This window comes from Streptomyces sp. SKN60 (assembly GCF_026236535.1).
GTDB lineage: Bacteria > Actinomycetota > Actinomycetes > Streptomycetales > Streptomycetaceae > Streptomyces.
This window is the reverse complement of record NZ_JAHTMW010000002.1, coordinates 261,740-282,961: the sequence shown is the minus strand read 5'-3', so window position 1 is coordinate 282,961 and position 21,222 is coordinate 261,740. Positions and strand designations below refer to the sequence as shown.

The window sequence follows — 21,222 nt, the reverse complement described above, 5'->3', positions numbered from 1 at the left end:
AGAGGTACTTCACCATGCGCACTCGCATCAGACGCGGCCTGGCCGCCGCCCTCGCCGTCTCCGCGCTCTCGCTGACCGCCGCCTGCGGTGGCGGCGACGAGAAGGGCGGTGCCGCGAAGGACGGCGCCGACAAGCCGGCCGCCGGAGCGACGACCACCGCCGCCCCCACGTCCGAGGCGCCGGCCGCCAAGCCGCTGACCGACGCCCAGATGAAGGCGGCCCTGCTTGAGCTGAAGGACCTGCCGTCCGGCTGGAAGACCACGAAGCACCCGGACGCCCCGACCGTCTACAAGACCGGCAAGACCGAGTGCCAGCCCTTCGCCGACATGATGAGCAACGGCGACATCGCCGGTGCCACCAAGGGCCCGAGCGCCGACTTCGCCCGCGGCAACAACGACGCGGAGATCAACGAGCAGGTCCTGAGCTTCACCGGCACCGGTGCGGCCGACCACCTCAAGCAGCTCAACACGGCCCTCGACACCTGCGCCGAGATCCCGGTCGAGGCCGACGGTCAGAAGATGAAGATCACGGCGAAGAAGCGCCCCGCGCCGCAGGGCGCCGAGGAGGCGCTCGCCTTCACCCTCGGTGTCGAGGTCTCCCCCGGCATCACCATCGCGCCGAACTTCGCGTACGCGCGCCAGGGCAACGGCGTGGTGCGCCTGATGGTGCTCGCGGCCCCCGCGGCCAACAAGGACTTCGACGAGCTCGCCAAGACGGCCACCGACAAGTTCGTCAAGGCCGCCCAGGGCTGAGCCCCCGGCCCCGCCCCGGCCCCGCCCGGCTCCCGCGCTGATCCCAGGTCCCCGGCCCGTCACCGCGGGCCCCGGCCTATCCTCGGATCATGACACTCAACCGCGAGCACGACGACCTCGGCGCCGAGGACCTGAAGATCATCACGCTGGCGCGCAGCGCCCGCGCCCGCAACGGGGTCGCCGAGGGCGCCGCGGTGCGCGACGAGACCGGGCGGACGTACGTGGCCGGGACCGTCGCCCTGGAGTCGCTGAAGCTCAGCGCGCTGCAGACCGCGGTCGCGATGGCCGTGGCCAGCGGTGCCGAGTCCCTGGAGGCCGCGGCCGTCGTCTCCGCCGCGGAGACCCCCTCGGACGAGGACCGCGCGGCGGTACGGGACCTGGGCGGGCCGGAGACGCCGGTGCTGCTCGCGGGGCCCGACGGGCGGCTGCGCGTGGCGGTCACGGCGGGCTGAGGCGCGGGCCGCCGCACCCGTCGTACCGCCTCACCCATGGCCCTTGTGCTCTTGTGAGGAATGCGCGTCAATGGCAGCGGTTCGTCCGACGGACCGTCAGATCCGCGCAGTGTCCGCTTCACGCAGCGTCCGCACCCCTGCGTCGTCCTTCACCGGAATCGGAAGGGGTACGACCACGCCATGAGAAGCAGAAGCAGCTTAGGGATCGTCGCGGCACTGTCCGGGGCGCTCGCCGCCTCGGCCCTCGCCTTCGCGCCGGGCGCCGCCGCCGTGTCGCCGGGCTCGGCCACGGCCACGTACGACTGCGGGGCCTGGGGCGGTGGCGGTGCCACGCTCACCGCCACGCAGAGCGGCGCCGCCGCGACGATCACCCTCACCTCGGCCGTCAAGACGCCGATCGCGGTCGGCGCCGACCAGATCAGCGCCACCCTGACCATGGCCAAGGCGGGCGGCGGCACCCGGGTCTTCAGCGGCAAGAAGAACCCGGCGCTCGCCGCGAACCAGTCCGTCACCATCGGCCCGCTCAGCGGGACCGTCGCCTCCGGCGACAGCCTCAACTCCTACTTCGCGGGCACCGCGCTCAAGATGGTGATCTTCGGCGTCACCGTGAACTGCGACGCGCTCACCTCGCAGTCGCCCGGGCCCTTCGTGTTCAGCTGAGCTTCAGCTGAGCCCGCCCCTCGCATGACCGACCGGTGCCGCCGCGGGCGGCACCGGTTCCTGTCGTGCCCGCAGCGTCTCTGACCTGCGGAAACGCAACGCCCACCCTGATCTTGACAGTATCTGATGGGTCATCAGTCGGTGCATTTCGATTCCATTGACTTCTCTCGGCCCGCAGCCGTCAATGGCGCCCTCTCATCCCTCAGGAGGGGCCCACATGGCACTCGGAACACGCCGCACACCGAGCGGTACGGCTGCGCGAAGACGGCGCCGCTGGACCGCCGCCCTCGGCGCCACCGCGCTCGCGCTCACCGCGGGCGGGGCGCTCGCCGCACCCGCCGGAGCGGCCACGACCGCCTCCGTGGCGGTCGACTTCGCGACCCACTGCGTACCGCCGCCGATCGCCGGCATCCCGCCCATCGACGGCACCACCACCGCGCAGATCACCGTCGACAACGCGGCGCCCAAGGTCGGCGACACGGTCACCGTCACCTACACGGTCACCAAGCCCGCCGCGTCCAACCCGGTCGACCTCGCGCTCCCGGAGAACATCATGACCCCGAGCGGCAAGGTCACCCTGGGCGGCGCCCAGACCGGCTCGGTCACCGTCACCGGCGAGAAGAAGAACCCGCCCGTCCCCGGCAAGGGCGCCTTCCCGCCCTTCTCGATGACCGGCACCTTCACGGTCACCGCGCCCGGCGCGATCCAGCTCTCGCCCGGCGACTACAACATCCACACCTCCTACATCATGGAGCTGGACACGCCCTGCACCGTGTCCAACCCGCCCGCCCCGGTCTCCGAGACCGTCACGGCGACCGCCCAGCCGGGCGCCAACGAGCGGGCCCTCCAGCTCGACAACGCCTCCGGCGCACCCGGCGTCCGGGTCACCGTCACCGGCACCAGGTTCACCCCGCTCACCGAGGTCACCGTCGCCGGCCGGGCCGGCGCCGCCGAGACCGCCGACAAGATGACCGTCACCACCGACAGCGAGGGCGGCTTCGCGGCGCGCCTGATGGTCTCCGACAAGGCGACCACCGGGATCGTGGCGTACGAGGGCGCCGCCTGGGACGCCGACAAGGGCGCGGGCCCCGTCGCGTACCAGGTCATCGACGACACCCCGGCCCCGCCGGGCAGCCAGAAGATCACCGCCACGGTCAAGGCGGGCACCCTGTCGATGACCCAGGCCGGCGACGCCGTCGCGCTCTCGGCCGTCGACTTCGGCACCGGCGGCGCGGCCACCGGCGCCCTGCGGACGGTGACCGTCAAGGACTTCCGCGGCGGCCCCGCCGGCTGGTCCCTGACCGGCAAGGTCACCGACTTCACCGGCCCCGGCGGCGCCATCGGCGCCGGGAAGCTCAGCTGGACCCCGGCCTGCGCCACCAAGGCCGGCAGCCCCAGCACCTGCGCCCCCGGCACCGCGGGACCCGTCGGCGGTGCGGGCGCGACCCTCGCGTCCACGCCCAACGGCACCGTCACCGGCGGCGAGTTCACCGTCGACGCCGGGCTCTCCCTCGACGTCCCCGCGTTCACCGCGCCGGGCTCGTACGCGGGCGTGCTCACGCTGACGCTGTCCTGACCGAGCCGCTGAAAACCGAGCAACCGAGCAACCGAGCAACCGAAGGGGTCCGCACCCGTGCGACGCAAGCCGTACGTCCTCCTCCTGCTGAGTGTTCTGGGCGCCGTGCTTCTGCTCGGCGCCCAGAGCGCGCCCCCGGCCGCCGCCGCCGAGAACGGCGAGTGGGCCGTCTACCCGGCCGCCTCACAGCTCGGCAGCCGCCCGTACTTTTACCTCTCCGCCGACCCGGGGAGCACCGTCACCGACAAGGTCACCGTCGCCAACAAGACCGCCGCCCCGCTCACCTTCCTCCTCTACGGCGCCGACGCCTACAACACCGAACGCGACGGCGGCTTCGCCGTCCGCACCCGGCAGGAGCGGCAGACCGGCGCCGGCGCCTGGATCAAGCCGGCCCGCGACCGGGTCACCGTCCCGCCGCGCGCGGCCGTCACCGTGCCGTACACCCTCACCGTCCCCGCCGACGCCGAGCCCGGCGACCACCCCGGCGCCGTCGTCGCCCTCGACGAGCGGGTGGCGAAGGGCGGCGGCGCGGGCGCGGTCGCCCTCGGGGTGCAGCGTGCCGTCGCCGCCCGCGTCTACCTCCGGGTCGGCGGCCCCACCGTGCCCGCCCTCTCCGTCGAGGACGTCACCCTCAGCCAGGACCGGCCGCTCGTCCCCGGCACCGGCACCAGCCGGGCCGTCGTCTCCTACACCCTCCGCAACCGCGGCAACGTCACCCTCAACCCCAAGGTCGCCCTCAAGGCCCAGGGCCTCTTCGGCCGCACCCTGCTCGCCCGCGACCTGGACCGGCTGCCGGCCGAGCTGCTGCCCCGGCAGAAGATCCGGCTCACCGAGCAGTGGACCGGCTCGCCGCAGCTCGACTGGGGCGACATCACCCTCACCGCCACCGCCAAGGACGTCCGCGAGTCCGGCCGGGTCGGCTTCCTGGCCCTGCCCTGGCTGCCCCTCGCCGCCCTGGTCTGCGGCGGTACGGCCGGGGTCGTCGCCCTCCGGATCCGCCGTCACCGGGCACTGGGTACGTGAGGCGGGCGCTCATCGGGGACAATGGCCCCCATGAGCGTTCGTACTCCTGAGACCGATGAGAACAAAGCCCCCCACCGGGCGGGCTTCGCCTGCTTCGTCGGGCGCCCCAACGCGGGCAAGTCCACCCTCACGAACGCTCTCGTCGGCCAGAAGGTGGCGATCACCTCCAACCGGCCGCAGACCACCCGGCACACCGTCCGCGGCATCGTGCACCGCCCCGACGCGCAGCTGATCCTGGTCGACACCCCCGGCCTCCACAAGCCGCGCACGCTCCTCGGCGAGCGGCTCAACGACATCGTGCGCACCACCTGGGCCGAGGTCGACGTCATCGGCTTCTGCCTGCCCGCCGACCAGAAGCTCGGCCCCGGCGACCGCTTCATCGCCAAGGAGCTCGCCGAGATCAAGAAGACCCCCAAGGTCGCGATCGTCACCAAGACGGACCTCGTCGACTCCAAGACCCTCGCCGAGCAGCTGATCGCCATCGACCAGCTCGGCAAGGAGCTCGGCATCGAGTGGGCGGAGATCGTGCCCGTCTCCGCCGTCGGCGACAAGCAGGTCCAGCTCGTCGCCGACCTGCTCATCCCGCTGCTCCCGCAGTCCCCGCCGCTCTACCCGGAGGGCGACCTCACCGACGAGCCCGAGATGGTCATGGTCGCGGAGCTGATCCGCGAGGCCGCGCTCGAAGGCGTACGGGACGAGCTGCCGCACTCGATCGCGGTGGTCGTCGAGGAGATGCTGCCCCGCGAGAACCGCCCCGCCGACCGGCCGCTGCTCGACATCCACGCCAACGTGTACATCGAGCGCCCCAGCCAGAAGGGCATCATCATCGGCCCCAAGGGCAAGCGCCTGAAGGAGGTCGGCATGAAGTCCCGCAAGCACATCGAGGCCCTGCTCGGGACCCCGGTCTTCCTCGACCTCCACGTGAAGGTCGCGAAGGACTGGCAGCGGGACCCCAAGCAGCTGCGGAAGCTGGGCTTCTAGAAGCTGGGCTTCCAGCCCCTTCCAGCGTTACGCGCCTTCCTTCAGCACCCGCTGGATCAGCTCGCGCTGCTCCGGCGTGAGGTCCGGGTCGCAGCACTTCACCGTGCGGCCGTCGACCGTGATCTCGTACGCGAAGCCGTCCGGGACCCCGCGGCTCTCGCGGGGTTCCGCGGCGAGCGCCGCGCGGGCCAGGTCGTGCATCTGCTCGGCGTCGGCCAGGCCCGCCGTGTCCAGCTCCGCGGACTTCTCGATGCCCGCGAAGCCGCCTGTGCGTCGTACTCGGATGCGCATGGGACCTGTCTACCAGCGCTCTCAGGTGGTCGGCACGCCGACGAGCGACCAGGCCTTGAGGACGGACTGGACCTCGTCGCCCTCGCCGAAGAGCCGGCGGGCCGAGGCCACCGTCGCCCGCGCGAACTCGTTGAAGCGGGCCTCCTCGGTCAGGGTGCCGCCGGTCATCACGTCGTACCAGATCTTCCCGGCCCGCTCCCAGGCGAAGCCGCCGAGCTCGGTGGCCAGCAGGTAGAAGGCGTGGTTGGGGATGCCCGAGTTGATGTGGACGCCGCCGTTGTCGGAGCTGGTGCGCACGTAGTCGTCCATGGTGGCCGGCTGCGGGTCCTTGCCGAGTTCGTCGTCGTCGTACGCCGTGCCCGGCTCCTTCATGGAGCGCAGCGCGACGCCGTTGTCGATGGCGGGACCGAGCAGTCCGGCGCCGATCAGCCAGTCGGCCTGTTCGGCCGTCTGGCCCAGCGCGTACTGCTTCACCAGCGAGCCGAAGACGTCGGAGACGGACTCGTTGAGCGCGCCGGACTGCCCGAAGTAGGCGAGGTTCGCCGAGTGCTGGGTGAAGCCGTGGGCCAGCTCGTGGCCGATGACGTCGACCGGGATGGTGAAGTCGAGGAAGAGCTCGCCGTCACCGTCGCCGAACACCATCTGCTCGCCGTTCCAGAAGGCGTTGTCGTACTTCTCGTCGAAGTGGACGCTGGCGATCAGCGGCATGCCCGCGCCGTCGATCGAGCGGTGTCCGAAGGCCTTGAAGAAGAGGTCGAAGGTGGCGCCGAGCCCGGCGTGGGCCCGGTTGACGGTGGCGTCCTTGGAGGGGCGGTCGCTCTCCTCGTGCACGAGGACGCCCGGCAGCTCGGTGCCGTGCTCGGCGTCGTAGACGGTCCGCTGCGGCTTGTCGGAGGGGGCGCCCTCCGGGGCCGGGGGCGCTTCCTCGCGGGCCGAGCGCTGGGTGACGTCCATGAGGAGGGTGCGCTGGGCGGCCTGGGCGTAGGCCGGGTTATCGGACTCGGCGAGCCGCTCCAGGATGTGCGGCGGGACGATCGAGCAGAAGACCGACGAGTGGGGAGTCGCAGACGAGTGGGGAGTCATCCCAGCAATGTGGCACTGTGTGGTGCCACTGTCACGAGCAGCGACAGTGATTGGCGAAATGGAGTGATAGGTCACCTTTCGGCCTTGACGTGACCGCCGTCTTGCATACTGAAACGGGACGTCCGCCTCCGCCGGGCCTGGGCTACAGTGACGCACATCATGCGTTTCGGGCTGCTTCTCCTTAGCTGCCGCGGCGAGGGCCTGTAGTCGTAGGCCGACCCCCTCCCCGCGGGTTTCGGTGTTGCGTTCGACAGTCGGCCGTCCGTTTCTCAGGACCTCCGAGGAGCCCTACGCAATGTCTCAGTCGCCCTTCATCAGCCGTCCGACGCCGATCACCAACGCGACGCACCTGCAGCAGCCGTCCGGGATGCCCATCCACAAGTACGGGCAGTACGAGGCCGTCGCCATCCCCGACCGCACCTGGCCGGAGCAGCGCATCACCAAGGCGCCCCGCTGGCTCTCCACCGACCTGCGCGACGGCAACCAGGCGCTGATCGACCCGATGAGCCCGGCCCGCAAGCGCGAGATGTTCGACCTGCTGGTCCGGCTGGGCTACAAGGAGATCGAGGTCGGCTTCCCGTCCTCCGGCGAGACCGACTTCGCCTTCGTGCGCTCCATCATCGAAGAGGGCGCGATCCCGGACGACGTCACCATCTCCGTACTGACCCAGGCCCGCGAGGACCTGATCGAGCGGACCGTGGAGTCCCTGAAGGGCGCCAAGCGCGCCACCGTGCACCTGTACAACGCGACCGCGCCGACTTTCCGCCGGGTCGTGTTCCGCGGCTCGAAGGACGACATCAAGCAGATCGCCGTCGACGGCACCCGCCTGGTGATGGAGTACGCGGAGAAGCTGCTGGGCCCGGAGACCACCTTCGGCTACCAGTACAGCCCGGAGATCTTCACCGACACCGAGCTGGACTTCGCCCTGGAGGTCTGCGAGGCGGTCTGCGACGTGTGGCAGCCCGGCCCGGGCCGCGAGATCATCCTGAACCTGCCCGCCACCGTGGAGCGTTCGACGCCGTCCACTCACGCGGACCGCTTCGAGTGGATGTCCCGCAACCTGACCCGCCGCGAGTACGTCTGCCTGTCCGTCCACCCGCACAACGACCGCGGTACGGCGGTGGCGGCGGCCGAGCTGGCCATCATGGCCGGCGCCGACCGCATCGAGGGCTGTCTGTTCGGGCAGGGCGAGCGCACCGGCAACGTCGACCTGGTGACCCTGGGCATGAACCTGTTCAGCCAGGGCGTCGACCCGCAGATCGACTTCTCGCAGATCGACGAGATCCGCCGGACCAGCGAGTACTGCAACCAGATGGAGGTCCACCCGCGCCACCCCTACGCGGGCGACCTGGTCTACACCGCCTTCTCCGGCTCCCACCAGGACGCCATCAAGAAGGGCTTCGACGCCATGGAGGCCGACGCGGCCGCCCAGGGCAAGACCGTCGACGACATCGAGTGGGCGGTGCCGTACCTGCCGATCGACCCGAAGGACGTCGGCCGCTCCTACGAGGCCGTCATCCGGGTCAACTCGCAGTCCGGCAAGGGCGGCATCGCGTACGTCCTGAAGAACGACCACAAGCTGGACCTGCCGCGCCGCATGCAGATCGAGTTCTCGCGGATCATCCAGGCCAAGACCGACGCCGAGGGCGGCGAGGTCACGCCGAAGGAGATCTGGTCCGTCTTCCAGGACGAGTACCTGCCCACCGCCGACCCGGGCAACGCCTGGGGCCGCATCCAGCTGCGTTCCGGCCAGTCCACCTCGGACACGGACGGCACCGACACCCTGAAGGTCGAGGCGGTCGTCGACGGCGTCGACACCGTCCTGACCGGCTCCGGCAACGGCCCGATCTCCGCGTTCTTCGCCGCGCTGCAGGCGGTCGGCGTGGACGCCCGCCTGCTGGACTACCAGGAGCACACCATGAGCGAGGGCGCGTCCGCGCAGGCCGCCTCGTACATCGAGTGCGCCATCGACGGCAAGGTCCTGTGGGGCATCGGCATCGACGCCAACACGACGCGCGCGTCGCTGAAGGCGGTCGTCTCGGCGGTGAACCGCTCGGCGCGCTGACGCCCCCGCCGGCACACACCGACGGCGCCCCGCACCCCGCTCCGGGGTGCGGGGCACCGTCGTCCCGGGCGCCGGCTCCGGCGTCGTCTCCGGCCCCGGCTCCGGCCACCCCGGAGGGTGATCTCGTGGTGACCGGTTCGTCCGCCGGACCTGCGCAAGGTCTTCGAACACTGCGGCGGGTCTCGGCCAACTACGGGTTCTTCTGCTGACGAGGTGCTGACGCCACATCATCGATGTGGCTAACATCACGCCAACGCCGGCAGCGTTGCCGGGTCGTTGAAGGAGGTGCGGCGTGCGGTCAGCGCGGAAGTCCCGTGAGCGAAACCTGGTTCTCTGCGGAATCCGTACCTCCTGGAACACGGTCGGCGACGGCGAGTTCTTCTGCGAGGAGTGCGGCGGCGACCGCAACTACCGGCGCCGCACCGGCCGCCGCCGGTTCGCCCTGCTCGGGGTGCCGCTGCTGCCCCGCGGACAGGCCGGCCCGGTCGTGGAGTGCGCGGCCTGCCACACCCACTTCGGTACGGAGGCGCTGGCCCACCCGACGACCAGCCGGTTCTCGGGGATGCTGCGCGACGCCGTGCACACCGTGGCCCTCGCCGTCCTCGCGGCCGGCGGCACCTCCTCCCGTACCGCCGTCGACACCGCGGCCACGGCGGTCCGCGCGGCCGGATACGCGGACTGCACCTCCCTCCAGCTGGTCGAGCTGGTCGAGGCGCTGGCCGCCGACACCGGCCGTTTCCTGCCCGACGTGAGCAGCGGGGGCGCGGCCCTCGCCATCGAGCTCCACGAGGCCCTGGAACCGCTCTCCCCGCACCTCGCCGCCGCGGGCCGCGAATCGATCCTGCTGCAGGGCGCCCGGATCGCCCTCGCCGACGGCCCCTACACGCCGGCCGAGCAGGAGGTCCTCACGACGGTCGGCAATGCGCTGGCGCTGTGCGCCGACGACACGGCCCGGCTGCTCGAGACCGCCCGCAAGGTCGGCTGACCGCTCTTACCCGGCTGCCAGGAGGGCGCGGATCCGGCCGGCCTCGTACGGCACGCGCAGTTCCCGCCAGAGCGCGAGGGCCCGCCGCAGCGGGGCGGGATCGCGCGTCAGCGCACCGCGCGCGCCGGCGGCCAGGGCGGTGAGCAGCGGCGCGTCGGGCGCGGCGAGCGTTTCCAGGTCCCGTACGGCCCGGGCGGCCGTGGCGGGCTCGCCCAGCGCGAGGGCGGTCTCGGCGAGCGCGGCGAGCAGCCGGGCCCGGCCGAGCCGGTCGTGCTCGGGGTCCGGCTGGCAGTCCAGCGCGAGCCGCAGCCCCGCGAGCGCCGCGTCCCCGCGCCCCTGCCCGAGCCGGAGCAGCGCGAGCCCGGGCTGCGGCACCCGGCCGAGCCCGTAGGCGCGCGCGTACGAGCGTTCCGCATCCGCCGTACGCCCCTGCCGGCGCTGGATCTCGCCGAGGATGTACGTGGCCTCCGCCACCGCGTCGCGCGCGTCAGGACCCGCCTCCCGCACCACGAGCCGCACGGCCTCCTCGGCCCGCGTCCAGGTGCCGTGGAGGTCGAGGACGGCGATGTGGTGGACGCGGCAGAGCGGCCGGAAGGGATGCGGACGGGGGTGCGGGTGCGGCCCCGGGCTCTGCCGGGCGCACCAGGCCATGGCGGTGTCCGCCCAGGTGGTCGCGCGGCGCAGATCGCCGGCGCGCAGGGCCTGCCCGGCGGCGAGCGAGTGGATCCGGCCGGTGACGGCGGCGCTCAGGGCGCCGGCGGTCGCGGCGGCCACGGCGGCGTCGAGGAGCGCGAAGCCCTCGGCGCGCCGGCCGTGGGCGAGCAGCAGCGAGGCCTCGGCCTGCCGGGCCAGCGCGAGCAGATCGGCGCTGCCGGCCCGGGCCGCGAGCCGGGCGGTCCGGCGTACGGCGGCGAGTGCGGCGGCCGGGTCGTGGTGCTCCTCGGCCCGTGCCGTGTCGGTCCAGGCGAGCAGGCCCTGCTCGGGACAGTCGGGCCGCCCGTCCAGGTCGTGATGGGCCCGCCGCAGCCAGCCTGCGGCGGCGGCCGGGCGCCCGAGCCGCTGGTACGCGTCGGACAGCCACCAGGCGGTCAGCCCGGCGCCGCGCGGGTCGCCGGCGGCGACGTACGCGGCATGGGCCCGCAGCCGGGCGGCGACGGCCTCGTCCAGGCGGCCGGACCACCAGGCGGCGTCGGCGAGCGCGGTGAGCCCGTCGGGCCCGAGCGGCCGCCCGCCGGGGCGCCGGTCGGCGGCGTGGAGGAGGCGGTAGGCGGTGGGCCAGTCCTCGCGGCGGACGGCGTCGCGGGTGGCGCTGTGCTCGGCGACGGCCATGAAACGGCTCCTTCCCGGCCCCATCAAGGATAGGACCGGGAAGGATGCACGGCTTGATCGGCCGAGGGCTTGATCGGCCGAGGGCTCGATCAGCCGAGGTGCAGAGGTACTGAGGCGCTCAGCCGAGGTCGACGCCGCTGGCGCGGAGCATGTCCTCGCGCTCGACGATCTTCACGCGCTCGCGCCCCTGGGGCTCGCCGAGCGCCTTCTCGGCGGCGTCGAGCTTGTACCAGCCCTCCCACGTCGTGTACGTGACGCCCTTGCCCTCCAGGAAGGACACGACGGCGTCCTCCTCCGGGGAGGCGGGGGTGAGCAGCCGGCCGTTGGCGTGGTCGTCGAGCAGGTTGGCCACGGTCTCGTTGGCGTCGCCCTTGGTGTGGCCGATGAGGCCGACCGGGCCGCGGCGGATCCAGCCGGTGACGTAGGTGGAGGCGAGGTGCGCGCCGCCCTCCTCGATGACCCGGCCGCCCTCGTCCGGGACGGTGCCGGTGACGGTGTCCCAGGGGAGCTTGGGCAGCTCGTCGGAGAGGTAGCCGACGGCGCGGTAGACGGCCTGGACGTCCCAGTCGGTGGTCTGGCCGGTGCCCTTGACGTTGCCCGTGCCGTCGAGCTCGGTGCGCTCGGTGCGCAGACCGACGACCTTGCCGTCCTCGCCGAGGATCTCGACGGGCGACTCGAAGAAGTGCAGGAAGAGCTTGTGCGGGCGGTCGCCGACGTCGCGGATCGCCCAGTTCTCCAGGGTCTTGGCGACCATGTCGGTCTGCTTGTTCTTGCGCCGCTCGGCGATGGAGCCCTCGTCGTAGTCGATGTCCTCGGGGTTGACGATGACCTCGATGTTGGGGGAGTGGTCCAGCTCGCGCAGCTCCATGGGGCTGAACTTGGCCTGCGCCGGGCCGCGGCGCCCGAAGACGTGGACCTCCAGGGCCTTGTTGGCCTTGAGGCCCTCGTACACGTTGGCCGGGATCTCGGTCGGCAGCAGCTCGTCCGCCGTCTTGGCGAGGATCCGGGCGATGTCGAGGGCGACGTTGCCGACGCCGAGCACGGCGACCTTCTCGGCCGACAGGTCCCAGGTGCGCGGGACGTCCGGGTGCCCGTCGTACCAGGAGGCGAAGTCGGCGGCGCCGAGGGAGCCGTCGAGCTCGACACCGGGGATGCGCAGCTCGCGGTCGAACATGGCGCCGGTGGAGAAGACCACGGCGTCGTAGAAGGACCGCAGGTCGTCGAGGTGGAGGTCGGTGCCGTAGTTCACGTTGCCGAAGAGGCGGACCTGCGGCTTGTCGAGCACCTGGTGCAGGGCGGTGACGATGCCCTTGATGCGCGGGTGGTCGGGCGCGACGCCGTAGCGGATGAGGCCGAAGGGCGCGGGCATCCGCTCGAAGAGGTCGATGGACACACCCGGCTCGGCGGCGGCCTCGGACTTCAGCAGCGCATCAGCGGCGTAGATCCCGGCGGGGCCGGCGCCGACGATCGCGACCCGGAGGGGGCGGGGCATGACTGGATTCCCTTCGCAAGCGACGCGCGGCGAGGGGTCGCCGCACTTAGGCCACCCTAAATAATGCGCTGAGCTGCGCGGTACCTGACCCCGGTCTATGACCCCATAAGGCGGACTTATGACTTCCATAAGTGGAGACGAGGTCGGGGGTCGCCGAGCTTACGGGACGGTCAGCCGCCGAAGGCGGGCAGGGCCAGGAGGAACGTGCCGTAGTCGAGGAGCCCCGCCACGGCGGCGATCACGAGAAACAGGACCAGCGTGCCCGCCTTCTCGCGCCACCCGGTGCAGACGATCGCGTTCCTGGGGTTCCGCGGATGGTAGGCGATCCGGACGGGCCTGCCCTTGTTCTCGCCGTAGATGTGGCGGGTCACGCCGTCGGTGGCCGTGAAGGCGTTGGTCGTGCCGCCGTCCCGGAAGACCTGCTGCCCGTCCACGGTGATGCCGTAACGGGGCAGGTACCACTCCCGCCACAGCCCGCTCAGTCCGACCAGAGCGACGTAGGTGACGCCGACGCCGGCCTCCCCGAGGAGCAGCGTCGCGATGCCCCGGCCCCAGTTCTTGTCGATCAGCCCGACGACGACCGCGAGGATCGCGACGGCGGCGCAGGCGGCGTACGCCGGCCCCTTGTGGGTCGGCAGCCGGACGTCTGTGTCGTCCTCCTCGCGCGCGCCCTCCTCGTCGTCGAAGACCAGACTCCGCGTCGCGACGAGCGTGGCGCCGTCCACCGTCTCCTCGCCCGGGGCGCGCTCGGGCAGCGCGGCGTTCACCGCGTCGGCGAAGACGGAGGCGGCGGCCGCGCTCACGTCCTCGACCCGGTGCACCGTCGGCGCTGCCCCTGCCGGGGCGGTCAGCTCGACCGCGAGGTCCCGCCGCTCGGCGCGGACCCGAGCGATCGCGGCGAGCGGGATGCGCAGCTCGGCCTCCGGCCGGCGCAGCACGAGCTCCTCGCCGGCGGAGCGGAGCTCGGTGCCCCGGTCGCCCCGGAGGACGGGTATGGACGAAGAGATCGACATGCGCGTGATCGTAAGGCGCGAACTCCGCGCAGGTGAAGGGGATGTGGGGGTTTCGGGCGGGGCCGGTGGTGTCGTACCGTCCGCCTGTGAACCTGGTGACTGGAGTGCTCGTCTGTTTCATCGTCGCGTCCGTGCCGGTCTGCGTCTTCGGCCTGATGCTGATCTCCGGCGAGCGGCGCGAGCGGAAGCGGATGACGGGGTTGTGCCAATCCGGCGTCGAGGTCCAGGCGAAGCTGGTCAGCCTGGTGCCGTTCGGCAACCGGGGCTACGCGAGCGTCACGTACGAGTTCCAGACCCCCACCGGCACCGTCCGCCACAACAAGGGCGCCTCACAGGGCCCCGCGCACGTGATCGGCCACGAATACCCGATGGTGTACGACCCCCAGAACACGAAGAGTGTGCACCTGGGCGACATGGCGGCGGCCCACAAGGAGCGCAGGAACCGCGAGGGCTACGTACGCGGCGCGCAGCGCCTGACGCTCCTGTCCCTGGCCGCGGGCGTCCTGGCGACGGTCGGCCTGATCGTCAGCCCTTCCTGACGCCGTTCCTGACGGCCCGAATCCGCCATCCGGACTTTCCAACTGCAACGACTCCCGGCAGGTTGGTACCTTCGGTGATGCGTCGGCCGGCAGTCGGCGCCGCAGCGACCGGAGGGCGGGGACCCATGGCGTGGGAAGAGTGGGAGAAGGCCAAGGCGGCTGTGGCGGCCCGTGAAGGGGCGCAGATGCGGCTGAACCAGGCCGGGGCGAGTGGAGCCGGCGGGGCCGGGGGTGCCGGAGCCGCGGATCTCGTGGTACGTCAGGACGACCTGGGCGCCGTCGGCCACGAAGCATTCATTCTCCATGGCGAACTGAGCAAGAAGGCCGACATCGCGGCCGCGGGCTCTGGCAACGAGGCTTCGGGGTCCACCATGCGCGCCGCCGCCGCGCTCAAGAGTCACCACCTTGAGCTCGGTTCGGAGCTCGAATCGACCGTCGAGATCTGGACCTCACAGGTCAAGCACGTCCTCCAGGCGGCCGCGCACATCTCCAACCATCTCGACTACAGCAAGAAGGCGCACGCCCGCGATGACACCCAGATCGCTGCCGAGCTCAAGGGGCGAACTGGTCCGGTGTCCGTCTCCGCGCTGCACGAATACTTCAAGTAGGGGGAGCGATGGGTAACTTCACCTACTCCGACCTGATGGCTCTGGACCTCGGCAAGCTGGCCACGGCGGTCTCCGACTGGGAGTCGATGGTCGCCGACCTGGCCAAGCTGGCCACCGCGACACGGGACGGCCTGGTCAAGAAGTCCGACGGAGCCGACTGGAAAGGCGTCAACGCGGACGTCACGCGCGAGTTCGTGCACAAGACGGCCAAGGAAGTCGCCGATCTCCAGGCTGAGGCGGCGAGCATTGCAGCCGTACTCGCCGACGCTCACGCCGAGCTGACGAACTACCAGAAACAGGCCAAGAGCCTCACTGGCAAGGCGCGCAGGGGCGATCCCAGCCACAATCCACCGGACCCCTCTCTCATCATCACGGACGGACCAGGAGCCACCGTCCGGGTGATGGAAGCGATGTGCACGCCGGAAGGCACGAACCAACGCACCAAGGATTACATCCAGTGGTACGCCGACACCCTCACCGGAATCGTCCAGCACGCTGCCGAGGTCGACGCCGCGGCGGTACGTGCGCTGCGCAAGAGCCACGGCAACGATCCGCACAACGCCGGGCACGCCAAGTACACCTCCCTCGATGAGGAACAGCTGCCCCGTGCGGAGGAGCTGGCCGGCCTGGCCGGCGATGCCGACGCGAAGCAGCGTGCCGAGCTGAAGCGCTTGTGGGAGTCGCTGAGCCCGGAGGCGCGGGCGAGCCTTTGGCTATCGAAGAAGGACGACCTGATGGCGGCCGGTGTGCTGAGTCCTACCGCGCCGCAGATCGCTGCCGACGGCGGAGCGGGGCGGCATGGGTCGGAGTCACCCGGATTCGAGGATTGGACCACCAAGCGCAAGATGGAATTGCTCGCAACGGGAGCCGACTGGAAGGGCATGACCGACGCGTCCCGGAATATGGCGCACTACTTGGGTAACAGCGGTACCCCGATGGGTCTGCCAGTGGACAAGATGATGGCGGACGTCCCCGAGTTCAAGGAGTACGTCGACGGCACGGTGCGGCTCAACCAGGACGCCTGGCGTCAGCAGGCCCTCGAAGAGTTCCGGAAGAACGGCGGCAAGCCGGTTGCCTTCCCGGTGGAGGCGAAGCGGGAGAATGGTTTCTATTTCGCCGAGGACTACGACGCGAACTGGTTCTATGCGGTGGGCGGCGCCAACAGCAATGTGACCGGTGTGGTCACAGTGGTACCAGACGCCCAGGGCAACCCGAAGGTTGCTGTTGATTACCAGGCGAATGTCTGGGACCGGTACAACTGGGACGAAGGCAAAGGCGTACACATCGGTCCGTTTGAGGTCCCGGACGGGGAGATGGCGAAGCTGCACCGGGTGGGGCTCGCACAGGAGTTCGCCATGGCTGGCAGTAGTGAGGTCAAGCACTACGACCTCGGCTCGTCGCAGCCCAACGGCGATCCGCTCCCGGGTCCCGGGGAAAGCAGGGATGGGCGCATGGAACCCGTCCGAGAGCAGCCGGACCCCTCAGTCAACAGGGGATCGGACAGGGAGGGGATTCGATGAACGACTTGTTTCGACGAGGCCGGTTCGTGGGGCGGGTGGCTGTCGCCGTACTGACCACAGGGTTGCTCCTAGGCGCCTGTGGCAGCGGTAGTGGTGGTGACGACAGATTGACGGTGAAGGACGGGCGGTGGGCGGAGGGGATCACGCCCGCGTGGATGAGCGAACACATGGAGATCGACGTCCCGGCGACGGCGCAGTCCGCTCAGGCCGCTTACCACGTTCAGTCCCAGTTCGACACCGGGCTGCTCACCTTCACCCTGACGAGGGCCGAGGCCGAGGTTTACCTGAAGAAGCATCCGCCGGAAGGCAAGTGGCTGACACCGGAGGCGGCAAACCCCGGCACGAAGTCGAGGGACTTCGCCCAACTCGGGCTGCCGGAGCCGGAGACGTTCAAGGACGGCATGCGGTACGGCGATGTCTGTCCCGGCGACCCCGTTGACGATCCGTACGGGACGTCAGACCAGCATTGCGTCAACCTGTGGGCGCACGAGTACGCGCCTGACCGCACCCGCATCTATATCCGCGACTACTTCGAACCGGGCATCAGCCCCCTCCCGGATGCGCCCAAGCCCTAGGTTGGCCGCGTGAGTGGATTCCTTGAAGAGGTGCGGGCTGCGTACGACACCGTGGCCGAGGCGTATGCCGAGCGGGTGCCGGCGCCCGGGGCGCTCGATCCGCTGTCGCGGGGCGTGCTCGGCGCGTTCGTCGAGGAGATGGCGGAGGCGGGCGGGACCGTCCTCGACGCCGGGTGCGGGCCCGGGAAGGTGGCCGGGTATCTGGCGGCCGGTGGGGTGCGGGTGGTCGGGGTGGATCTGTCGGCGCGGATGGTGGGGATCGCGCGGCGGGCGCAGCCGGAGGTGCCGTTCGCCGTCGGGTCGATGACCGCGCTCGGGGTGCGCGACGGCGCGCTCGCCGGGGTCCTCGCGTACTACTCCACCCACCACACGCCCCCCGAGCATCTCCCCGCCGTCTACGCGGAGTTCCGCCGCGTCCTCGCCCCCGGCGGGCGCCTCATGCTCGCCGGCTACGTCGGCGCCGACGGGGGCGGGGGCGGGGGCGAGGGCGAGCGGCTGCGGCACACCGAGGCGTACGGCGGGCTCCCCGTCTCGTACGAGTCCCACTACGTCCCGCCCGAGCGCATCGCCCGGCTGCTGGAGGAAGCGGGCCTCACCGTCACCGCGCGGCTCGTCCAGGAGGTGGAGACGGCCAAGGGCGCCAAGCGCAGCGTCGGGACCTTCCTCGCCGTCAGGCCGCCGGCCGGGACGTCGCCTCGGTCCGGGTGAGCCGCCAGACCCGGAACTCCTCGCCCTCGTCCCCTCGTACCCGGTCCACCTCGGTGAAGCCGAGCCGCGCCGGGACGGCCGCGCTCGCGTGGTTCTCCGGCAGGTGCATCACCAGAAGCTGCTGTACGTGCGGCAGGCGGAAGCCCTCCGCCACGATCGCCCGCACCGCGCGGGTGGCGAGGCCCCGGCCCGTGGCGGCCGGGTGGAGCCAGTAGCCGATCTCGTACGTGCCCGGGGGCGTGTCCTCCTGGAGGTGCAGCCCGCACGCGCCGACGATCGACCCGTCGAGCACGACCGCGTACGTGTAACTCGTCCCCGCCTCCCAGTCCCGGTCCCGCCGCGACAGGAACCCGGCGGTCCACTCCGGGCCGTAGTTGTCGACCCAGTCCATCCACGGCCGCAGATGGTCGATGGACTCGCCGAGCACCCGGTGCAGTTCGGGCAGGTCGGCCGGGCTCGCGAAGCGGCGGAGGCCGAGCCGGTCGTCCACCGTGACCGCGTCCCGCGGGTACGTCATACCTAGCCTCCCATCATGGCGACGGTCGCCCCGACACCGGGAACCTGCACTGGCGTGGAGGTGGTCGTCACCCCTTCACGTCGGCGATGAACGCGGCCCAGGCCGCGGCCGGCACGACGAGGGCGGGGCCGGTGGGGTTCTTGGAGTCGCGGACGGGGACGACGCCGGGGACGTTGTCGAGGACTTCGACGCAGTCGCCGCCGGAGCCGTTGCTGTAGGAGCTCTTGCGCCAGGCGGCGCCCGTGAAGTCGTACGCGACTTCGACGCAGTCGCCGCCCTGGCTGTTGCTGTAAGAGCTCTTGAACCACTGGGCGTTGGTCAGGTCGTACTTGCGCATCGTCTGAAGTCCTCCGCCGCCGACTCGATCAGTGCGAGGGACGCCTCCGGCGACAGCGTGGCGACCCTGAGCAGATCGTAGGTGCGCTGTGCCTGCTTCACCACTGCCGGATCGTCCAGCAGCGTTCCGGTGAACTCGGTCTCTGTATAGGCAGTTGGCGGTTGGTCGTTGAACTCCATGAGCTTGAGGGTTCCGGTCATGTGCGCGTGCGCGCCGATCGCGCGGGGCAGCACCGTCACGAGTACGCGACGCTGTCGCATCATCGCGGCGATGTGGTCCAGTTGGCGCGCCATGGCGGCCGGGCCGCCCACGGGGGTGAGTACCGCGTTCTCGTGCAGGATGACCCAATACTCGGGCCTCGTAGCGTCTTCCCGAAGGATCTCCTGTCGCTCGATCCGCGACGTGACTTTCTCCTCGATGTACTCCTCCGTGGCGAACGGGTGAACCGCCACCGTCACCGCTCGCGCGTACTCCGCCGTCTGCAACAGGCCCGGCACCACCGTCGGCGCGAACTCACAGATCTTCGTCGCGACCGCCTCAAGCTCCGCCACCTCGTGGAAATACGAGGCATACGGCGACGCGTTGATGAGGTCGCGACAGGTCCGTTCGAAAATACCGCTCGTTTGTAGCGCCTGGTCGATTCTCTGCGCCACATCCAGCTGCGGCTTCCGCACACCCTGCTCGAACAGGCCGATGTACGCCCCCGACACGAACACCCGTCTGCCCAGCTCGCTCTGCGACAGCCCCGCCGCCTCCCGGCGCTCCTTCAGGAGCTCACCGAAGAACACCCACACTTCGTCCCGCTTGGCCTTGGCCATGGATTAACTCCCCAACGCGACACCGCAGTTGTTTCCCCCGCGCATCTGCCGATTCTAGGGAGCCGCCCCCACCCTGGATGCGGAAACGGGAAATGGATTCGGAAAGGATCGCGTTGGTGAAAGAACACGGCATGCGGCCGACGGAAACGGAAGCGGCGCGAGAGGCGGTGAGGGAATTGCGTGACGCGCTCCAGCGGGTCGGAATCACCCTGCCCTCGCTCGGGCTCGACGCCGTCACCCTCGCCGCCGAGCCTCCTCGGCCGCTCGTCGAGCTGGGGCGCTGCACGACCGCGACCGCGCGGTTGCTCGCCGCGGCGCTCGTGAACGAAGGGGGACGCGGATGACTCGGATGAAGAAACCGCCCATCGGTGCGTACGTCGTCGAGATCGGTACGGGCAAGGTCGGCACCGTGATGGGGCACGAGGGGCCCTACCTCCAGCTGCGGCCGATCGGCGGCGGGCGCGAGTGGGACTGCGAGCCCGACGGGGTGCGGGTCGCCACGCCGGGGGAGCGGTTGCGCGCCTCCACGGCGCACGCGAACGCCCGGAGTCGGGGGGAGGTGCCCTGATGGGCACGTAGGGGGCCTGTGGGGAGTGCTGCTCCCCACAGGCCCCGCCCGCTTCGCGGTCGGCGCGTCGGTGTCAGAACTGCTCGACGAAGTAGGGCTGGACGGTCAGATAGCCGTTGCCCCGGGCGCCGTACAGCGTGCCGGTGCTCTGCTGGGCGAGGGTGTACCAGGAGTCGACGTAGTCGGGGTCGTCGGTCCACCAGTCGTCGGGCATGGCGTCCAGGATGGCGTTCACCAGGGGGACGTAGGCGCCCTGGTCGGTGATGGTGAGCAGCACCGTGGCGATGGCCTTGGCGAGGTCGCGGTAGTTGGTGCTGCCGTCCTCCTCCATCATCACGGCGTCGGCGAGGTTGTACTTGTAGTTGGACCAGTTGACCAGGATCTGGTTCGGCCGGTAGACGGTGCCGTCGCTGTCGAGGTACGGCATGTCGACCGGGTCGACGCGGACCTTGCCGTCGTGGCCGAAGCCGCTGACCAGGGTGTAGATCTCGGCGTCGCCCTTGACCCAGGGTTCCTCGTCGTCGTCGAGGTGGACGGCGGTGATCTTCGTGGTCCAGAAGCCGGCGGTGGCCGCGGTGGCGGCCGCGGTCGTGTTCGTGGGTGCGGCGGACGCGATGCCGGCCTTCGCCAGCTCCTTCCGTACGACGTCCAGGCCGGCCGCCAGCGCCTTCGTGCTGTCGATGTCGACGACGTACACCGGCTGTGCGGGCGCCGTGCGGGCGTCCAGCCGGTGGGCTCGGCCCTGGCTGTCGTAGGCGGTGACGGTGCGGTCGTCGTCGTCCGTGACGGCCGCCGCGACCCAGGGGGTGGCGCCGGCCGCGAGCGCGGCGCGCATCGACGGGTCGCCGAGCCGCAGCCGGAGCAGCGAGCCGGTCCCGGCGTCCAGGCCCTTGGCCCGCGCGATGTCCCGGTCGGCCGCGGCGAGCCGGGACCTCAGTGAGCCGGTCGCCCGCTCGGCGACCGGCACCTCGGCCCCGGGCGACTTCAGGGTGGCCGCGCTCAGGCTCGTACGCCAGGAGGAGTCGCCCAGCGAGCGTGCGAGGTCGCGGGCCGCCCGGTCCTGGGCGGAGCCGACGGCGGCCTTGGTCGTGGCCGCTTCGGTGGGGGCTGGGGCAGGGGCTGGGGCGGCGGAGGCCGCTGCGGCCCCGCCCAGGGTCTGGGCCGCGCAGAGGGCGGCGAGGGTGGCCGCGGTGGCGGTGAGGGTGCCGCGTCGTCGAGTGGGACGAGGTCTCACGGTGATCGCTCCTCCAGAGGGAGTGGTCGGACGATCTATGCGGGTAGAAGGTTTCCTCGGGCATCATGATGACGAGGACATGTCACCCGCCACAAG

At 71.1% G+C, this 21,222-nt stretch carries 24 protein-coding genes; 15 read left to right on the top strand and 9 right to left on the bottom strand.

Going from position 1 to position 21,222, the window contains the following annotated elements; all coding sequences use genetic code 11:
* The first annotated feature begins 14 nt into the window (after positions 1 to 14).
* From KV205_RS04400 to era, 6 genes are all read left to right on the top strand, one after another.
* Complete coding sequence (locus KV205_RS04400; protein ID WP_265862269.1) at positions 15 to 752, top strand: hypothetical protein; 738 nt, start codon at positions 15 to 17, stop codon at positions 750 to 752.
* 89 nt (positions 753 to 841) lie between these two features.
* Positions 842 to 1,204, top strand: coding sequence for a cytidine deaminase (locus tag KV205_RS04395; RefSeq protein WP_265862268.1), 363 nt, complete (start codon positions 842 to 844; stop codon positions 1,202 to 1,204).
* A gap of 180 nt (positions 1,205 to 1,384) precedes the next feature.
* Positions 1,385 to 1,864 carry a hypothetical protein gene (locus KV205_RS04390; protein WP_265862267.1) on the top strand — a complete coding sequence of 160 codons (480 nt, stop codon included), beginning with the start codon at positions 1,385 to 1,387 and terminating at the stop codon, positions 1,862 to 1,864.
* 217 nt (positions 1,865 to 2,081) lie between these two features.
* On the top strand, positions 2,082 to 3,440 hold the full coding sequence (locus KV205_RS04385) for a beta-xylosidase (RefSeq protein WP_265862266.1): 1,359 nt from the start codon (positions 2,082 to 2,084) through the stop codon (positions 3,438 to 3,440).
* Positions 3,441 to 3,497: 57 nt separating this feature from the next.
* Complete coding sequence (locus KV205_RS04380) at positions 3,498 to 4,463, top strand: WxL protein peptidoglycan domain-containing protein (protein ID WP_265862265.1); 966 nt, start codon at positions 3,498 to 3,500, stop codon at positions 4,461 to 4,463.
* A gap of 21 nt (positions 4,464 to 4,484) precedes the next feature.
* Entirely contained in the window at positions 4,485 to 5,444 is a 960-nt protein-coding gene (gene era, locus KV205_RS04375) for a GTPase Era (protein WP_374214619.1), read from the top strand.
* A gap of 27 nt (positions 5,445 to 5,471) precedes the next feature.
* On the opposite strand, the gene KV205_RS04370 is transcribed toward era, so the two are convergent.
* Together KV205_RS04370 and KV205_RS04365 are read right to left on the bottom strand one after the other, a co-directional pair.
* Positions 5,472 to 5,735 (bottom strand): protealysin inhibitor emfourin, encoded by a 264-nt coding sequence (locus tag KV205_RS04370; RefSeq protein ID WP_265862261.1) that lies wholly within the window; start codon positions 5,733 to 5,735, stop codon positions 5,472 to 5,474.
* Positions 5,736 to 5,756: 21 nt separating this feature from the next.
* Positions 5,757 to 6,818: a M4 family metallopeptidase gene (locus KV205_RS04365; RefSeq protein WP_265862260.1), complete on the bottom strand. Its 1,062-nt coding sequence runs from the start codon at positions 6,816 to 6,818 to the stop codon at positions 5,757 to 5,759.
* A 295-nt stretch (positions 6,819 to 7,113) separates the two neighbouring features.
* On the opposite strand from KV205_RS04365, the gene leuA reads away from it, so the two are divergent.
* Both leuA and KV205_RS04355 read left to right on the top strand, forming a co-directional pair.
* Complete coding sequence (leuA, locus tag KV205_RS04360) at positions 7,114 to 8,883, top strand: 2-isopropylmalate synthase (protein WP_265862259.1); 1,770 nt, start codon at positions 7,114 to 7,116, stop codon at positions 8,881 to 8,883.
* A gap of 292 nt (positions 8,884 to 9,175) precedes the next feature.
* Positions 9,176 to 9,868 carry a TerB family tellurite resistance protein gene (locus KV205_RS04355; RefSeq protein ID WP_265862256.1) on the top strand — a complete coding sequence of 231 codons (693 nt, stop codon included), beginning with the start codon at positions 9,176 to 9,178 and terminating at the stop codon, positions 9,866 to 9,868.
* Between the two features lie 6 nt (positions 9,869 to 9,874).
* Here the strand turns inward: KV205_RS04355 and KV205_RS04350 are convergent, their stop codons facing one another.
* The 3 genes from KV205_RS04350 to KV205_RS04340 form a co-directional block, all read right to left on the bottom strand.
* A complete protein-coding gene (locus KV205_RS04350; RefSeq protein WP_265862254.1) occupies positions 9,875 to 11,197 on the bottom strand; it encodes a LuxR family transcriptional regulator in 1,323 nt (440 codons plus the stop codon).
* A 118-nt stretch (positions 11,198 to 11,315) separates the two neighbouring features.
* On the bottom strand, positions 11,316 to 12,689 hold the full coding sequence (locus KV205_RS04345) for an FAD-dependent oxidoreductase (RefSeq protein ID WP_265862252.1): 1,374 nt from the start codon (positions 12,687 to 12,689) through the stop codon (positions 11,316 to 11,318).
* Positions 12,690 to 12,859: 170 nt separating this feature from the next.
* The gene (locus tag KV205_RS04340) at positions 12,860 to 13,702 is read right to left on the bottom strand and encodes a hypothetical protein (RefSeq protein ID WP_265862251.1); all 843 of its coding nucleotides are present in this window, start codon (positions 13,700 to 13,702) and stop codon (positions 12,860 to 12,862) included.
* Positions 13,703 to 13,788: 86 nt separating this feature from the next.
* Between KV205_RS04340 and KV205_RS04335 the strand changes: the two genes are divergently transcribed.
* The 5 genes from KV205_RS04335 to KV205_RS04315 all read left to right on the top strand — a co-directional run bounded on the left by KV205_RS04335 (position 13,789) and on the right by KV205_RS04315 (position 17,652).
* The gene (locus tag KV205_RS04335) at positions 13,789 to 14,241 is read left to right on the top strand and encodes a DUF3592 domain-containing protein (protein ID WP_265862249.1); all 453 of its coding nucleotides are present in this window, start codon (positions 13,789 to 13,791) and stop codon (positions 14,239 to 14,241) included.
* 125 nt (positions 14,242 to 14,366) lie between these two features.
* Positions 14,367 to 14,849 (top strand): hypothetical protein, encoded by a 483-nt coding sequence (locus tag KV205_RS04330; RefSeq protein WP_265862247.1) that lies wholly within the window; start codon positions 14,367 to 14,369, stop codon positions 14,847 to 14,849.
* Positions 14,850 to 14,857: 8 nt separating this feature from the next.
* Positions 14,858 to 16,369: a hypothetical protein gene (locus KV205_RS04325; RefSeq protein ID WP_265862245.1), complete on the top strand. Its 1,512-nt coding sequence runs from the start codon at positions 14,858 to 14,860 to the stop codon at positions 16,367 to 16,369.
* 167 nt (positions 16,370 to 16,536) lie between these two features.
* Positions 16,537 to 16,944, top strand: coding sequence for a hypothetical protein (locus KV205_RS04320; protein ID WP_265862244.1), 408 nt, complete (start codon positions 16,537 to 16,539; stop codon positions 16,942 to 16,944).
* Positions 16,945 to 16,953: 9 nt separating this feature from the next.
* The gene (locus KV205_RS04315; protein WP_265862243.1) at positions 16,954 to 17,652 is read left to right on the top strand and encodes a class I SAM-dependent methyltransferase; all 699 of its coding nucleotides are present in this window, start codon (positions 16,954 to 16,956) and stop codon (positions 17,650 to 17,652) included.
* On the opposite strand, the gene KV205_RS04310 is transcribed toward KV205_RS04315, so the two are convergent.
* From KV205_RS04310 to KV205_RS04300, 3 genes are all read right to left on the bottom strand, one after another.
* On the bottom strand, positions 17,615 to 18,169 hold the full coding sequence (locus KV205_RS04310) for a GNAT family N-acetyltransferase (protein ID WP_265862242.1): 555 nt from the start codon (positions 18,167 to 18,169) through the stop codon (positions 17,615 to 17,617). The genes KV205_RS04315 and KV205_RS04310 overlap by 38 nt on opposite strands.
* A gap of 67 nt (positions 18,170 to 18,236) precedes the next feature.
* Entirely contained in the window at positions 18,237 to 18,506 is a 270-nt protein-coding gene (locus tag KV205_RS04305; RefSeq protein ID WP_265862240.1) for a DUF397 domain-containing protein, read from the bottom strand.
* Positions 18,488 to 19,324 (bottom strand): helix-turn-helix transcriptional regulator, encoded by an 837-nt coding sequence (locus KV205_RS04300; RefSeq protein ID WP_265862238.1) that lies wholly within the window; start codon positions 19,322 to 19,324, stop codon positions 18,488 to 18,490. Before KV205_RS04300 ends, KV205_RS04305 begins: the two co-directional genes overlap by 19 nt.
* Positions 19,325 to 19,455: 131 nt before the next feature.
* Between KV205_RS04300 and KV205_RS04295 the strand changes: the two genes are divergently transcribed.
* Together KV205_RS04295 and KV205_RS04290 are read left to right on the top strand one after the other, a co-directional pair.
* Entirely contained in the window at positions 19,456 to 19,668 is a 213-nt protein-coding gene (locus KV205_RS04295) for a hypothetical protein (protein WP_265862236.1), read from the top strand.
* A gap of 5 nt (positions 19,669 to 19,673) precedes the next feature.
* Complete coding sequence (locus tag KV205_RS04290; RefSeq protein WP_265862234.1) at positions 19,674 to 19,892, top strand: hypothetical protein; 219 nt, start codon at positions 19,674 to 19,676, stop codon at positions 19,890 to 19,892.
* A 73-nt stretch (positions 19,893 to 19,965) separates the two neighbouring features.
* Here the strand turns inward: KV205_RS04290 and KV205_RS04285 are convergent, their stop codons facing one another.
* The gene (locus KV205_RS04285; protein ID WP_265862233.1) at positions 19,966 to 21,126 is read right to left on the bottom strand and encodes a DUF3103 family protein; all 1,161 of its coding nucleotides are present in this window, start codon (positions 21,124 to 21,126) and stop codon (positions 19,966 to 19,968) included.
* Positions 21,127 to 21,222: the final 96 nt, after the last annotated feature.

Bases quoted from the DNA above. Each gene is read 5' to 3' on its own strand.
- KV205_RS04400 (WP_265862269.1), top strand. From the start codon at position 15: ATGCGCACTCGCATCAGACGCGGCCTGGCCGCCGCCCTCGCCGTCTCC.
- KV205_RS04395 (WP_265862268.1), top strand. From the start codon at position 842: ATGACACTCAACCGCGAGCACGACGACCTCGGCGCCGAGGACCTGAAG.
- KV205_RS04390 (WP_265862267.1), top strand. From the start codon at position 1,385: ATGAGAAGCAGAAGCAGCTTAGGGATCGTCGCGGCACTGTCCGGGGCG.
- KV205_RS04385 (WP_265862266.1), top strand. From the start codon at position 2,082: ATGGCACTCGGAACACGCCGCACACCGAGCGGTACGGCTGCGCGAAGA.
- era (WP_374214619.1), top strand. From the start codon at position 4,485: ATGGCCCCCATGAGCGTTCGTACTCCTGAGACCGATGAGAACAAAGCC.
- KV205_RS04370 (WP_265862261.1), bottom strand. From the start codon at position 5,735: ATGCGCATCCGAGTACGACGCACAGGCGGCTTCGCGGGCATCGAGAAG.
- KV205_RS04365 (WP_265862260.1), bottom strand. From the start codon at position 6,818: ATGACTCCCCACTCGTCTGCGACTCCCCACTCGTCGGTCTTCTGCTCG.
- leuA (WP_265862259.1), top strand. From the start codon at position 7,114: ATGTCTCAGTCGCCCTTCATCAGCCGTCCGACGCCGATCACCAACGCG.
- KV205_RS04350 (WP_265862254.1), bottom strand. From the start codon at position 11,197: ATGGCCGTCGCCGAGCACAGCGCCACCCGCGACGCCGTCCGCCGCGAG.
- KV205_RS04345 (WP_265862252.1), bottom strand. From the start codon at position 12,689: ATGCCCCGCCCCCTCCGGGTCGCGATCGTCGGCGCCGGCCCCGCCGGG.
- KV205_RS04340 (WP_265862251.1), bottom strand. From the start codon at position 13,702: ATGTCGATCTCTTCGTCCATACCCGTCCTCCGGGGCGACCGGGGCACC.
- KV205_RS04330 (WP_265862247.1), top strand. From the start codon at position 14,367: ATGGCGTGGGAAGAGTGGGAGAAGGCCAAGGCGGCTGTGGCGGCCCGT.
- KV205_RS04325 (WP_265862245.1), top strand. From the start codon at position 14,858: ATGGGTAACTTCACCTACTCCGACCTGATGGCTCTGGACCTCGGCAAG.
- KV205_RS04320 (WP_265862244.1), top strand. From the start codon at position 16,537: ATGGAGATCGACGTCCCGGCGACGGCGCAGTCCGCTCAGGCCGCTTAC.
- KV205_RS04310 (WP_265862242.1), bottom strand. From the start codon at position 18,169: ATGACGTACCCGCGGGACGCGGTCACGGTGGACGACCGGCTCGGCCTC.
- KV205_RS04305 (WP_265862240.1), bottom strand. From the start codon at position 18,506: ATGCGCAAGTACGACCTGACCAACGCCCAGTGGTTCAAGAGCTCTTAC.
- KV205_RS04300 (WP_265862238.1), bottom strand. From the start codon at position 19,324: ATGGCCAAGGCCAAGCGGGACGAAGTGTGGGTGTTCTTCGGTGAGCTC.
- KV205_RS04295 (WP_265862236.1), top strand. From the start codon at position 19,456: ATGCGGCCGACGGAAACGGAAGCGGCGCGAGAGGCGGTGAGGGAATTG.
- KV205_RS04290 (WP_265862234.1), top strand. From the start codon at position 19,674: ATGAAGAAACCGCCCATCGGTGCGTACGTCGTCGAGATCGGTACGGGC.